The following is a 13,458-nucleotide window of genomic DNA, read 5'->3' as shown; positions in this document are numbered from 1 at the left end:
ATACGTTGGAGAAGCCCGGGTGGATTGTCGGTGAGATGGTTCAGCGAGCGCCCGGCACCGTCACACCGAGTGCCTGGAGGAGAAGCGTCGTCGCGAGATAGAGCAAGATCAGGATGAGGATGCGCCGGAGCCACAAGCCGCGGACGTGCCGTCCCAACCGCGAGCCGATCTGCGATCCGAGGAAGACGCCGATCACTGCGGGGACTGCGACCTGCGGAACGAGAAGGTCGTTAGCATAGTAGAGCAACACGCTTCCGACCACCGTTACCCCGATCATATACGCACTGGTCGCGGCGGCTGCCTTGACGGGAACACGCATGAGCGTGTTCATCAGTGGAACTTGCATGAAGCCGCCGCCCACTCCGAGAAGGCCTGAGAGGAAGCCAGCGAAAGTGCTCGCTGCGGTACCCAATGCGACACGCTGTGGGATGTAACGCACCACGGTACCGGCAGCCGGGTCGTAGAACGCTCCGCCAAGAGATAGGCGATCGGCACCACTCGTGATCGGGTCACTGCTGGCGCGTCGCGAGCTGAGGAGCGCGATCATCCCGTACAGCGCGAGAGCAAAGACGAGTCGTAGGACATCGACCGGCGCGATCGAGACCAGCACGGCGCCAGCGATCGCCCCGAGCGTGGTGGCGATCAGTAAGACGAGTGCTAACCGGATATTGACCATGCGGTGTTTCAGGTATACGGATGCACCACCGAGCGAGTTCACGATCACGGCCAGTGCGCTGGCAGCGATCGCTGTCTTGATGGGGACACCCAGAAAGGCTGAAAAGATCGGTACCATGAAAACGCCGCCGCCGAGCCCGACCATCGCGCCCAGTGTTCCCGACAACGCAGCGACGATCAAAACGGCGAGTTCAGCCAGGTGACTCATGTCACCGTCCAGCGAACGAGCGGGCGACCGGGAGGGCGGCAACCACCACGAGGACCGTGAGCGCCAACAACGCGGTCCGCCGATCACCAGAACGGGCGCAGCTGGCGATGATCAGGACAAGGCCGGCAACCGGCCCCAGGGTTACGACGAGGAGCGCTGCAGTTTCGAGCGCCGCTGGATCGCCAGCTGTCAAACGTGAAACCAGTCCGGAAAGCGGGACCGTTTGGGTTTCCAACTGGCGATCCTCGATCAAGTCGAGGGCGGTGCCGACGGCGAGGACAACGAGCACGATCGCAAGCCAGAACCGATAGAGGCGAGCCAGTCGATCGGACAAGTGTCCCAACGCTTCCTCGTCGCAACGAGTCGTGTCGTCGCTCGTTCGTCTCGTCGAGGCTTCTTGCCGGGCCACCGAGTGCTCCGCGAGCAGTCCGAACGCCTCCCGGCGTGCGATCGTAACACAAAATGCACGAGCGATCGCTCGCCGAGAGACACCCTCATTCATCGACCGATGCTGCCAGTGAGTCCGAGAAGCAAGATTGCGAAGACGATCGCGGAAATGGCGACGAAAACAAAGTCCCGCTCCAAGACGAAGAGTACCAGCATGAGCGCGACCCGCAGGAGCGGGGTGAGGATCAAGACGAGGATCCCCAACCGCATGACGTCGTCCGGTCGAGCGGTCGAGATGCCGCGAACCATCGCGGGAAGGGTGGTCGCGAATGTTTCCGAACGTAAGCTGAGGAGTTCGTGGAGCGACTGTGGGTCGCCAGGCTGAGGACCGCGGAGAACGAAGAGCAAGAAGCCGGCAGCACCGATCGCGGCAGCGCAAAGCACACCCCAACGCAAGACGCGGCTGACGAGAAGATCGATGCGTTCTCGAGTCGAATCAGGTCGAATCGACGATGATGCCTGAGCTGCTGTCTCGTCGTGTGCCATGTCACCACACTCCGATTCCGCGTAACAGCATCTGCACAGCGATGATGAGCAGAATGGGTATGAAGAGTTGCCGAACGCGTCGGTTGGTCAAGCGGAGCAAGAGTTGCGCTCCGACCAGCGATCCAGCGAGCACGCCGAGCATCACCGGGGTCGCGATGATCGGGACGACGTCGCCGCGCCAGAAATAGACCCCAGCACTGGCCGCCGCGGTCACACCGATCATGAAGTTGCTGGTCGCGGTCGAGACTTTCATCGGCATCCGCATGCCCCAGTCCATGGCCAGAACTTTGAGTGCTCCGGCACCGAGGCCGAGCAGCGCAGACGCGAGGCCGGCGATGAACATCATCGCGAAGCCGACTGGTACGCGGGTCACCTCGTACGTTACCACGCGGCCGAGCGCGCGATCCGGGTACGCTCCGCCGAGGTGGAGCCGCCGCGCGAACCAGTCCGGTCGGACCTGGGAAGGTACTTCTTCGCCGAGTCGGCGTGCCATGGGGCCGAGCGACAGAAGAAGGAATCCTGCGAAGAGAAAGTACAGCGCGCGACTCGGTAGGAAGGGTGCGAGGAGCGCACCCAGCACAGCACCGGTGCTCGTCGCCAACTCGAGGAGGATAGCGGCTCGCACATTGGTCAAATGGTCACGGACGTAGGCAGCTGCGGCTCCGCTCGAGGTGGCGATGATGGAGACAATGCTCGCGCCGATGGCCAAATGGATGTCGAGACCGAAGACGAGAGTCAGGACCGGTACGACGAGGATCCCGCCCCCTAAGCCGATGAGTGAGCCGAGCAAGCCAGCAAAAAAGGAGACGAAGAAGAGAATCAACGCGAAGAGCTCGATTCCGGCCATCGTTTCCTCCGATCACCGTACCGAGGTTCGCTGCCCTTCTTCGCCGGCTTCGGTGGTGCTCGATCTGGCTGTTCGGCCAGTACAGCTTGCTCAATCCAGGCCGAGAACCATGGCGGGATAGTAGGGATTGGCACCGCCATGCAGCATGCCTTCGTCGTCGCGCAGAATACCGACCGGGCTGGCGAATGGCACGTCCGCGAAGTCTTCTCGGACGACCTGGAGCGTGTGGCCTCGTTCGCGCAGTCGGGCGATCACCGCTTCCGGGATCCGGCTGCTAACGGCTGTTGGTTGCACGCTGCAATCGACGCGCGGTGCAGAGATAGCGGCCTGGATTCCCATGCGGTGATCGACCACGTTGCTGATGATCTGGGCGATCGCGTTGATGATGCGCCGACCACCCATCGCACCGAGCGCGAGCAGGAACTGGCCACCGGTGAACACCAGCGTCGGCGTCATGTTGGCGAGCGGGCGCTTGCCGGGCGCGATCGAGTTGGCACGACCCGGCTCCGGATCGAACCAGAACATCCCGTTGTTCATCAAAATGCCCGTTCCCGGTGCGACGATGCGTGACCCCCAGGCCGAGAGCAGCGTCTGTGTCAGCGTGACGGCATTGCCCCATCGGTCGACCACGCAAATGTGTGTGGTCGAGCCTGCACCGTAGTTGGGGAGCGACCGCTCAAAGACCTGTTCGATTCCGAGCCGGGATGGCTGCCCCGGCTCGATCCTGGTGCGGGCGTCCTCACCGATCTCCTGTGCTCGCTCGCGAGCATAGGATGGGTCGGTGAGCGCATCGACCGGTACCGGGACGAAATCGGGGTCCGCGAGGTAGGTGAAACGATCCACGAAAGCTTGTCGGAACGCCTCGATGAGTATGTGAAGTGTTCGGTCAGTATTGTGCCCACTGGCGCGGAGGTCGAAGCAGTCCATGATGTGCAGGGACTCGAGGAGAGTCGGGCCACCGCTCGGAGCAGGTGCCGTCGCGACCCGACAGGCGCGATAGCGACCCCAGAGTGGCGCAGCGATGCGCACGCGGTAGCGTGCGAGATCCTCCTCCGTGAGGATCGCTCCGAGACTGCGCAGACCCTCGATCAGTGTCTTGCCGAGTTCACCTCGATAGAACGTCTCGGCACCGCGACGAGCGATCGCTTCCAGCGAGCGAGCGAGGTCCGGCTGGCGCAGCATGGTCGGCTGGAGCCCAGTGAACACCGGGAGCGGTAAGCCATTCCGCGTGAAGATCGCTCGTGTACTGGGGTACCGTGCCAGGAGTTCGGCATCCTGGGCCATCTCCAAGCTCGTATGCCAGCTCACCGGGAAACCTTCGCGGGCCAGGCGGATTGCAGGCTGGAGGAGTTCCGCGAGCGGGCGCGTCCCCCAGCGTTCGGCCGCAGCGGCGAGACCGGCGACAGTGCCGGGAACCGCGATCGCCAAGGGGCCGTGTACATTCGCATCGCCTTCGACCGCTCGCCAGCCGAAACGTGTCGCGCTCGTGCCCGGTAGCAGGGTATAGAGGTCGGGGTGCGCAGCTAGCGGTGCGCACATCCCGAAGTCGAGAGCGATCGTGTCGCCTGTTGCTGCCGAGTGGACGAGCATCAGCCCACCGCCACCGATCCCGCTCATGAACGGCTCGACAACGCCGACCGCGAAAGCGGTTGCGACCGCAGCGTCGATCGCATTTCCCCCGTCCTCGAGCACGCTCGCTCCCACTTCCGCCGCGATTTCGTGCTTGGCCGCCACCATCCCTCGCGTACCGAGCGCTTCCTGTCGATCGATGATCCACTCGCTCCGGCTCATGTCCCCCTCCATCCGCCAAGTGACGAATCCTGACCAGACTACTGCTGCATCTGCTGAGCGGCAAGGGACGCACCAGCGTTCGTTCCCTGCGTTGCTGGGTGAGGCGGGAAGGAGATAACGCGCGAGTCTTCCCGGATGCGTTCTCGCCTTGCATTGTTCGGTGAGACGACCGCAATCGTGTCATCGCTGCATGGTGGAACAAGTCGAATCGCTTGCAGGTGTCGGGCTCCATGGCTCCGTTGCCGACGAGGTCGGTCGCGGCGCGGGACGAATCGAGACTGCGCTCGGCTGGATAGCAGGCTACTGGGGGATACGCCCGGAACTCGCTCGGCCGAATGCGGTGGTCTGTCCTTTCTGTTCGGCGCTCCTCACACAGGGTACTGCGTGCCACGAGCGGGTTCTATCGGAGCATGTCGTGCGCGCTTCCTTGACAGCCGCGAGCGACCGGGGTACGCTGCAAGTGGCAGAACATTTGTGCGCCTGGGGGTGCCATGGCGAGCCGAGACCAGGAGGGGCAGCGGCTACCGGTCATGCAACCGCCGCTCTTCGAACTGGGAAGCGATGGCAAGCTGCGGGGAGCGGTCGGGTTCCTGCCAGTCTTGACACCCGATTCTTCGCTCGACGTGGCGCGCTTCTGGTTTCGCCGGTATCTCGAGCAGTCCGGTCATCCTCCCAATACGGTCAAATCGTACAGCTATGATCTGGCGGTCTTCGAATCGCTCGTCGGCCCGAAGCCGATCCGGGAGATCGACGAGCGAGATGTGGCGACTTTTCTGAACGAGAGCCGCGGACGGTCGACGCGCAAGCGGCGATTGACGACGCTCTCGACGTTTTACAAATTCTTGATCACTCGTGCCAAAGTGGTCGAGATCGATCCGACTGCTGCGTTCTACTCGGATCGTATCCCGCTCAAGACACCGCAACCGTTGTTTGCCGACGAACAGGCGCGCTTGCTCGAGGCTGCTGCTGCCGAAGGACCACGAACGCACCTCGCGATCTGGCTGATGCTGCGACTCGGCCTCTCCCGTCACGAGGTGATCGCGCTCCGCGCTGCCCACATCGACTGGAGCGATCCCGAACACCCGATCGTCTATGTCTTCGCTGAGCAACCGAAGCGCCGACTGCGCGAGCGCAAGCTGGCAGCCAACCGGGAGCTGACCGAGATCTACCACCAGCTAGTGGAGGAAGAAGGCCCACAGGACCGGCTCGTGCCGATCCTGCCACAGTCGCTCAACAAGATGGTTGAGCGAGTGGCGAAGGCAGCCGGGATCGAGAAGCTGGTGACACCCCAGACGCTGCGCCACACCTTCGCGGTCGAGCAAGCCAAACGTGGTGCCACCGAGGACGAGCTCCTGGAACTTCTCGGGCTAGCGGACGATGCACGGAACCGGCTGAGCGTGCAACGCTATCTCCGCTTGGCGGCTCCGCCGATCGAGCCCCGCGGGGTGACGAGCGAGCGGAACGCTCGCTAAAGGCGTTCGCGGAGCGGGAGCTGAGCGAGGACGACATCCAAGGCCATCGGCAAGGGCTGCGCATTGTCGACGACGAGATGGCGTAGCCCGGGGATCGGTTCCATCCGCTCACCATACCGTGTACGTTGCTCGAGGTAGATCGCCCAGGTCGCCTCGCTCACCTGCCCAGGTTCCTGTGCACGGTAGCGCAATCGCTCTTCGACCACCTCGGCTGGACAGCGGCACTCGATGAGGATCGGTGTCGCGCCGTGCTCCACCGCGACCACAACGGCGTGCTCGCGCCAGTGCGTGTCGAGGAAGGTCGCATCGAGCACAACCGACCGGCCGCTCGCCAGTTCCTGGCTGGCCTGGGCCAAAAGATACTCGTAGGTCGCGCGCGTCAACTCAGGCCCGTAGATCTCCGCCCCGTAGGGAAGCTCTTGTCGGCGCTCCAGCGGTATCCCCGCGAGCTGCTTGCGGACGACATCGGACGAGTAGACGATGATGCCGAGACAACGACTCAGCCGCCGAGCGAGCGCGCTCTTTCCCGTACCGGACAAGCCCCCGACCAAAATCAAAAGCGGTTCGCTCGGCTGCACGAGGTATGACGTAGCCAGATCGATGTATCGCTCGGCGTGGGTGCGCACTGCGGCGTACTCGTCGCTTTCCGGCGCGAGCTCGTCGAGGCGGAAGCAGTTCACTTTGGCCCGCACGTGCGCTCGATAGACGCTGTAGTAGTGGACGAGTAGGGGCAGTTCCGGGTCATCGAGCGCATCACTCGCACGGAGGACGAGCCATCGACCTTTCTCGCTCTGCCCGTGATGATCGAAGTCCATGCTGAGAAAGGCAAGATCGACGGCGACATCGCCGCAGCGGAGTCGCGGATTGAACTCGATACAGTCGACGATCTGGAATCGGTACGGGTTTTCTGCCTCGACGAAGACGTGGGCGAGGTGAAGGTCCCCATGTCCTTCGACGATCCGACCCTCGGTGATCCGGCGTTGGAAGAGATCGAGTCGCTCGCGGAGAAAACGCTCGCTGCTCGTCGCGATCCAGTGGTGTTGGATCGGTGCCAGGACGATCCCGATGTAGGGCTCGGTCTGTTCCAGGTTCTCGCGGATGTTGAACCAGACTGCTTCCGGTGTTCCCCAACGGTCGATTTCCGGGCCGCGAGCGGCATCGCGATAGAAGGCAGCGAGTCGTTCCGCCAGCGCGGCCACGAGTTCGGGCGAGACGGCGTTCCGCTGGAGGAGCCGGAGGAGCGTCTGCTCGAAGTCCAGCCGGCGCATCTTGACCGCGTACTCGACGACCTCACCCTCCCCCTCGACATGCAGGTGGGACCCCAGACGTGCAATCGGAACCACGCCGAGGTAGACTCCGTCGCTCAGCCGCTGGTTGAGAAGGACTTCCTGCTCGCAAAAGAACCGCCGCCGCTCGAGCGTGGTGAAGTCCAGGAAGCCGAAATTGACTGGCTTCTTGACTTTGTAGGCATAGGGGCCGGCGAGAAACACGAGCGAGATGTGCGTTTCCTCGACCTCGACGCGCTCGATGGGGAACGGATACGCGTCAGGGCGACTGAGTTCGCTGAGAAGCCAAGCGCGGTGAACGCGCAGTTCGTCCTCGTACACCGATCACCCTTCCTCCACGCTCTCGAGGCAACCGTAGCTGATCGAGCGAGCCGTGGCAAGGAGGCGCGATTCTAAGGTGAGCGAGGGTGATGGTCGCACGGGGCGGACGAGCCCCAGGTCGTCGTTTCGGCAAGGACCAAAAAGAAGCACTGGTGCTCGCCTTTCACGCACGTGACATCCTCCAACGGCGCGATTTGGTATCGTCGGTCCAGTCGTGCGGAGAGGGGAGGTAGGCGATGCGTGTGCGATTCCTCGCCATTCTGCTCGCTCTCGGCGGGTTCTTGCTGCTCGTAGCCCCTCCTGCCGCGATGGCGGCGGAACTGTCGGCAGGGCCGGCGGTGACCGTGTCCCAGGGAGAGCGGATCGACGACGATCTCTACGCGGCGGGAAGCACGGTCGACATCGCTGGTGAGGTGACCCGCGATGTCTTCGCAGCAGCCTCGAGCGTCGTGGTGAGCGGCCGAGTGGGGGGCGATGCGACGCTCGCAGCCGGCACGATCCGCGTCGATGGGCCGATCGCGGGGAGCCTCCGGGTCGCTGGCGGAACGGTCGAGGTGACTGCTCCGATCGGGTGGGACCTGGCGATCCTCGGGGCAGGGAGCGTGTCCGTCGCTCGATCGGCGACCGTCGGGCATGACGTCGCCGCGATCGGTGCGGGAACGATCACGATCGACGGTCGGGTCGATGGGGACATTCGCGGATCGGTCGGGACGCTGATCGTGGGGGGACGAGTGAACGGGGATATCGACGTCGATGCCGAACGCATCGAGATCCGCGATGGTGCCGAGGTGCGGGGAGCGCTCCGCTATCGGGCACCACAACCCGCGACCATTGCGGCGGGCGCGCGAGTACTCGGCCCGCAGGAGCATACGCCCCGGCCGGCGGCCACAGGGCGAGAACCGAAAACGGCTCTCGATCGGGCGATCGACTGGGTGATGACCGTGTTGCTCCGGTTGAGCTGGGCGATCGTCGCTGGAACGCTGCTCATCCTCCTGCTCCCGCAGCAGACGTCCCGCGCGACGGATATGCTGCGTGTCGCTCCCCTGCCCACGGTCCTCTGGGGAATCGCTGCGCTGGTCGTGGTGCCGATCGCTACGCTCCTTTTGCTGGTGACGATCATCGGGATTCCGGCTGCACTTCTCCTGTTGGGGACCTGGCTGGCTGTTCTGTATTTGAGCCAAGTGTTGGTGGGGATCGCGCTGGTGCGTCTGTTGCCGGTTCGATCCTTCCGGGGAGATCGTCGCCTTACCTTGTGGCTCAGCATGCTGGTCGGGACGACGGCTATCCTTCTCTTCCGTATGCTGCCGCTTCCCTTCGGTTGGACGTTCTGGTGGAGTCTCGTTATCGGTGTCCTCGGACTCGGAATGGCCTGGACAGCATTTTCCGGCTGGGGACTGCCGGCCCCGATCAGCGCGACCAGCCCAACGCTGACGGCGCCACAGCCGCTGGAACAGGCGGAGTCACGTCTCCTGACTGGTGAGGGTACACCGAGCCCCGCGTCCGAGGACTCCTCGGAGCGACCGAATGAGGAGCGCTGAATGAGCGATCGCCTTCTCCTCCGCGGCATGGAGTTCTATGCCTATCACGGCGTGCATCCCGAAGAGCGACGTCTCGGTCAGCGTTTCGTCGTCGATCTCGAAGTGGAGCTGGATCTCGTTCCGGCGGGGAGGAGCGATACGCTCGAGGCCACAGTGAACTACGGCACGCTGTACCATACCGTCCGAGCGATCGTCGAGGGGGAGCCGCGTCAGCTCATCGAGGCGGTCGCTGAGGCGATCGCTCGGACGATTCTCGCGGACTATCCGCTCGTCCAGGCGGTGACGGTGCGGGTCTGGAAGCTGGCACCACCGATCGCGGGGGCGCATCTCGAGCGAGTCGGGGTCGAAATTCGTCGGGTACGGGATGCGTGACGCGGATGCAGGAGGGAACACCGTGTCGAGTGCTGCAGTCGAGGTACCACGTGTGGACTCTCCACCTTTCGATCGTTGGCCATGGGGGCGCCGCACCTTCGTGATGGGGATCATCAATGTGACGCCCGATTCGTTCAGTGGTGATGGGCTCGTCGATCGGCTGGAAGAGGTCGTGGAGCGTGCCCGCGCGATGGTGGAAGCGGGAGCCGACATCCTCGATGTCGGTGGTGAATCGACGCGCCCGGGCCACACGCCCGTTCCAGCCGAGGAAGAGCTGCGGCGGGTCATCCCAGCGATTCGGGCGATCCGCGCTGCGCTGCCGGACATCCCGATCTCGATCGACACCTCCAAGGCGGTGGTCGCCGAGGCGGCTCTGGCTGCGGGTGCGACGATGATCAACGACGTACGGGGTTTGACTGGTGATCCAGCGATGGCTTCACTGGCGGCTCAGGCAGGGGTTCCGGTCGTCATCATGCATGACCGGGAAATCCGTCGTCCCGAGGAACTGATCCCGCGACTGGTGCGGGAACTGGGGCAGCGGATCGATCGTGCCTTGGCTGCGGGCGTGAAATGGGAGCGGATCATCATCGATCCAGGATTCGGTTTCGGCAAGGAACCGGAACTCAATCTGTTGCTGCTCCGTCGTCTCCGCGAGGTGACCGTGCTGGGGCGACCGCTCCTGGTCGGGACATCGCGCAAGCGCACGATCGGGTATGTTTTGGGAACGCCACCAGAGGATCGGCTCGAGGGGACTGCGGCGACGGTCGCACTCGCGATCGCGAACGGGGCCGATATCGTCCGCGTGCACGATGTTGCGGCGATGGTACGGGTTGTACGGATGAGCGATGCAGTGGTGCGTGGAACGTGGTGATCGTTGCAATCGGCTTGGGCAGCAACCTGGGTGACCGGCGCAAGCTGCTGCGCGACGCGGTCCGCGGGCTCGATGCGGTCGGGGAGCGGCTGAGCGTCTCATCCCTTTACGAGACAGAGCCGGTTGGCTTTCGGGAACAGCCCTGGTTCCTGAATGCGGTCGTCCTCCTGGAGACGAACAGCGATCCGATGTCGCTGATGCAGGTTCTGTCCGCACTCGAACGACGAGCTGGTCGCGAGCGATCGTTTCCGAATGCACCGCGGACGTTGGACCTGGATCTCTTGCTGTACGGTGAAGACGTCATCGAGACGCCGCAACTGGTGGTCCCGCATCCGCGCATGCACGACCGGGCGTTCGTCCTGGTGCCGCTGGCCGAGGTCGCACCGAATCTCGTCCATCCGCGATCGGGGAAGACGATACGCGAGCTGCTCGATCGACTCGAGGACTGGTCGAGCGGGATCCGCCGGATCGCTGGTCTGGAGTGGCTCACTGAGGGTTGATGGTGGGGCAGCAGGAATTCGTCCTCGCTCTCGATATCGGGAGTTCATCCGTTCGTGCCGGCCTTTTCGACCGGACTGGTCGACTGGTCGAAGGAACAGGGCAGCGCGTACCGTATCGTTTGGAGACGGGGCCTGATGGGCGTGCTGAACTCGATCCGCAGCTGCTGTGCGAACGGATCGAGTTGCTGCTCGATCGCGTGCATGCGACTGCGCCTGCACCGGTGTGCGCGGTCGGCATCAGCTGTTTCTGGCATAGCCTGGTCGGGCTGAATGGACAGGGAGAGCCGACGACACCGGTGACCATGTGGGCCGATACGCGTGCCCGTGAGGTGGCTGCGCGTTTGCGCTCCGCTTTTGACGCGATGGCGCATCATCAACGCACTGGAGGTTACCTCCATCCCAGTTATCCAGTCGCTCGGCTCGCCTGGTACCGGAGTCTCGGCTCACCCGAATGGCGATCGTCGACGTACTGGTGCTCCTTCCCTGATTATCTTTTCCGACGGTGGACCGGTGCCCTCGTTACCTCGATCTCGATGGCTTCCGGAACAGGGCTGTTCGATACGTGGCGGCTCGCCTGGGACGCCGAAACCTGCCGGGTAATCGGGATCGAAACAGAGCAGCTGCCGGTGGTGACCGATGTGGGTCAGCAGCTCAGAGGACGGTACACGAAGCGTTGGCCGAAGTTGGCATCGGCCGTGTGGTACCCGGCGTGGGGCGACGGAGCGTGCAGTAACGTCGGGAGCGGTGCGGTCGGCGGCGACCGGGTCACTGTGATGATCGGAACCTCGGCCGCGGTGCGAGTACTGTGGAAGGGGGTGCCGGTCAGCGTTCCCCGGGGACTCTGGCTCTATCGCTTGGATGGCGACCATGTGCTAGCCGGAGGTGCCTTGAGTGAAGGCGGCAATCTCATCGACTGGATCCGGCAGCGTTTCGCGTTGCCCCCTGAAGAGGAGCTTTGGGAGCGCGTCAGCAAGGTCGCTGATGGCGCGGAAGGGGTGCGCTGGTTGCCGACCATCGCTGGAGAGCGGAGCCTGCGCTGGCCGGTGGATGCCGTAGCGACGTTGACTGGTCTCCGGCTGGGGCATGATGGCGTCGTGATCCTGCGTGCGGCGCTGGAGGCGGTCGCCTGTCGCCTGGCTGATGTCTTGGATGCACTGATGGCGATCCGGCCAGAAATCGGCACGGTCATTGCGAGTGGGAACGCTTTGCAGGGAACACCAGGCTGGTTGCAGATCGTTGCCGATGCGCTCGGGAAGACGTTGCTGGTCGCACCGGATCCCGAAGCCTCGCTCCGCGGTGCCGCTTTGGTCACTCTCGCTCGTGTGGGAGATCAGCCATTGGAGAACCTGGCACGTGCTGAGATCGCCGAGTGGGCGCGAGTCGTTCCGCGGCCGGATGTCACCGTCCGTTATCGGCGGATCCGGGCGGAACTGAGAGCGTTGGCGGAAGGATTGGAACGAGCGGTGGAAGCGGAGGGGTCGTGATGACGGGGACGGGGCGAGTCGTAGCTGTCTGCTCGAGTCCGAACGGTGGGGTGCCCAAGTACCGGCGAGTCGAGATCGAAATCGGACCGTATGGTGTCGTCGGTGATTACCATGCTGGGCCGGTGAATCGCCACAAGAAGCGTGGCGATCCCGAACCGAATACACGCCAGATCACGATCGTCGCACAGGAAGTGTTGGACGACGTCAATGAGCAGCTCGGCATCCAGCTCGAACCGGGACATCTCGGAGAGAACCTCACGGTCGTCGGATTAGGTGATCTCAGTGACCTCGTGCCAGGCGATGTTCTCCGCGTCGGCACGGCGGTGCTGGAGATCACGGCACAAAACAAGCCATGCAGTACGGTGGCCGTCTATCACGAACAACTCGTCAAGGAGCTGTACGGACGGCGTGGCGTCTGTGCGATCGTGCGACAGCCGGGACGGGTACGTCCAGGTGACCTGGTCGTCCTCGAGCGCGGAACTCGCTAGCTATTGGCGACGCGGGACGCTTCCGGGAATGGAGCGAGATTGCGGGCCGCTTGGAGCGCTCGCACCTTCCTCCGCTGCGCACGATCGAGCTTCATGAGCAAGTGGAGCAACTGCTCTTGCTCCTCGAGCGTGAGCCCAGCGAACTGCTGGATGTGCAGCTGCTCCTGCTTCGGCAAGAGGAGCTCACAGTATTCCTGCCCCTTTTCCGTCAGATACAAGCGCTTGGCACGTCCCTCGGGAACTCGACGGATCAGGCCCATGCGCTCCATCCGCTGCAAGAGCTGGGTCACATTGCCCGGCGTGACCAGCAGGCGTTCAGCCAGTTCCTGCTGCGTGATGCCAGGACACTTGCCGATATGGAAGATCACGTCGAGCTGGGCGAAGGTGAGCCCGTGCTCAGCGGCATGGGTCGCCGACTCGCGCTCGGTACGATAGGCGATTCGCATGAGATAGATCCATGCTCGGACCGCAGGATGTCGAGTCCGCGTGGGGATGGGTGAGCAAGGGTTTTTCTTTTCCATACTCCTCTATCCCAGCTTGTGATCCGACCTCGGTAATCATCGCACTCATTCTATCGCGATGCGTGCGTCACGACGAGCCCTCAGTTCCAAAGGAACTGAAAGAGTCCGAGCCTCTCCCTAGCCGAGCACCTCTTTTCCAGAGCAGTCGCTG

Annotated in this window: 14 protein-coding genes; 7 read left to right on the top strand and 7 right to left on the bottom strand. The window is 63.6% G+C overall.

The features are described from left to right. Positions 1–40: 40 nt before the first annotated feature. From TRD_RS06270 to ggt, 5 genes are all read right to left on the bottom strand, one after another. On the bottom strand, positions 41–883 hold the full coding sequence (locus tag TRD_RS06270; protein WP_015922284.1) for a sulfite exporter TauE/SafE family protein: 843 nt from the start codon (positions 881–883) through the stop codon (positions 41–43). Between the two features lies 1 nt (position 884). Beyond that, positions 885–1,385 carry a DUF1634 domain-containing protein gene (locus tag TRD_RS06265; RefSeq protein ID WP_015922283.1) on the bottom strand — a complete coding sequence of 167 codons (501 nt, stop codon included), beginning with the start codon at positions 1,383–1,385 and terminating at the stop codon, positions 885–887. Further along, positions 1,382–1,816: a DUF1634 domain-containing protein gene (locus TRD_RS06260; protein ID WP_015922282.1), complete on the bottom strand. Its 435-nt coding sequence runs from the start codon at positions 1,814–1,816 to the stop codon at positions 1,382–1,384. The genes TRD_RS06265 and TRD_RS06260 overlap by 4 nt, the downstream gene beginning before the upstream one ends. Before the next feature lies 1 nt (position 1,817). After that, positions 1,818–2,663 carry a sulfite exporter TauE/SafE family protein gene (locus tag TRD_RS06255; protein ID WP_015922281.1) on the bottom strand — a complete coding sequence of 282 codons (846 nt, stop codon included), beginning with the start codon at positions 2,661–2,663 and terminating at the stop codon, positions 1,818–1,820. 90 nt (positions 2,664–2,753) lie between these two features. Further along, the gene (gene ggt, locus TRD_RS06250) at positions 2,754–4,454 is read right to left on the bottom strand and encodes a gamma-glutamyltransferase (RefSeq protein ID WP_015922280.1); all 1,701 of its coding nucleotides are present in this window, start codon (positions 4,452–4,454) and stop codon (positions 2,754–2,756) included. 491 nt (positions 4,455–4,945) lie between these two features. On the opposite strand from ggt, the gene TRD_RS06245 reads away from it, so the two are divergent. Then, positions 4,946–5,926, top strand: a complete 981-nt coding sequence (locus tag TRD_RS06245; RefSeq protein ID WP_015922279.1) for a tyrosine-type recombinase/integrase — start codon at positions 4,946–4,948, stop codon at positions 5,924–5,926. Here the strand turns inward: TRD_RS06245 and TRD_RS06240 are convergent. Continuing rightward, positions 5,923–7,533 carry a bifunctional aminoglycoside phosphotransferase/ATP-binding protein gene (locus TRD_RS06240; RefSeq protein WP_015922278.1) on the bottom strand — a complete coding sequence of 537 codons (1,611 nt, stop codon included), beginning with the start codon at positions 7,531–7,533 and terminating at the stop codon, positions 5,923–5,925. The two genes, TRD_RS06245 and TRD_RS06240, sit on opposite strands and share 4 nt — an antisense overlap. Before the next feature lie 236 nt (positions 7,534–7,769). Between TRD_RS06240 and TRD_RS06235 the strand changes: the two genes are divergently transcribed. Genes TRD_RS06235 through TRD_RS06210 form a run of 6 tightly spaced genes read left to right on the top strand, consistent with a single transcriptional unit; the run spans position 7,770 to position 12,786 of the window. Further along, positions 7,770–9,071, top strand: coding sequence for a DUF8173 domain-containing protein (locus tag TRD_RS06235; RefSeq protein WP_015922276.1), 1,302 nt, complete (start codon positions 7,770–7,772; stop codon positions 9,069–9,071). Then, a complete protein-coding gene (gene folB / locus TRD_RS06230) occupies positions 9,072–9,443 on the top strand; it encodes a dihydroneopterin aldolase (protein ID WP_015922275.1) in 372 nt (123 codons plus the stop codon). 22 nt (positions 9,444–9,465) lie between these two features. Continuing rightward, positions 9,466–10,314 carry a dihydropteroate synthase gene (gene folP, locus TRD_RS14985; protein ID WP_015922274.1) on the top strand — a complete coding sequence of 283 codons (849 nt, stop codon included), beginning with the start codon at positions 9,466–9,468 and terminating at the stop codon, positions 10,312–10,314. Further along, entirely contained in the window at positions 10,308–10,814 is a 507-nt protein-coding gene (gene folK, locus TRD_RS14980; protein ID WP_041436007.1) for a 2-amino-4-hydroxy-6-hydroxymethyldihydropteridine diphosphokinase, read from the top strand. The genes folP and folK overlap by 7 nt, the downstream gene beginning before the upstream one ends. Continuing rightward, a complete protein-coding gene (locus tag TRD_RS06215; protein WP_015922272.1) occupies positions 10,814–12,298 on the top strand; it encodes a gluconokinase in 1,485 nt (494 codons plus the stop codon). Before folK ends, TRD_RS06215 begins: the two co-directional genes overlap by 1 nt. Then, positions 12,298–12,786, top strand: a complete 489-nt coding sequence (locus TRD_RS06210; protein ID WP_081433432.1) for an MOSC domain-containing protein — start codon at positions 12,298–12,300, stop codon at positions 12,784–12,786. The genes TRD_RS06215 and TRD_RS06210 overlap by 1 nt, the downstream gene beginning before the upstream one ends. On the opposite strand, the gene TRD_RS06205 is transcribed toward TRD_RS06210, so the two are convergent. Further along, positions 12,783–13,232 (bottom strand): MarR family winged helix-turn-helix transcriptional regulator, encoded by a 450-nt coding sequence (locus TRD_RS06205; RefSeq protein WP_052294070.1) that lies wholly within the window; start codon positions 13,230–13,232, stop codon positions 12,783–12,785. The genes TRD_RS06210 and TRD_RS06205 overlap by 4 nt on opposite strands. Positions 13,233–13,458 lie beyond the last annotated feature (226 nt).

This window comes from Thermomicrobium roseum DSM 5159, from assembly GCF_000021685.1.
Classification (GTDB): Bacteria; Chloroflexota; Chloroflexia; order Thermomicrobiales; family Thermomicrobiaceae; genus Thermomicrobium; species Thermomicrobium roseum.
This window is presented reverse-complemented; position numbering and strand designations above follow the sequence as displayed.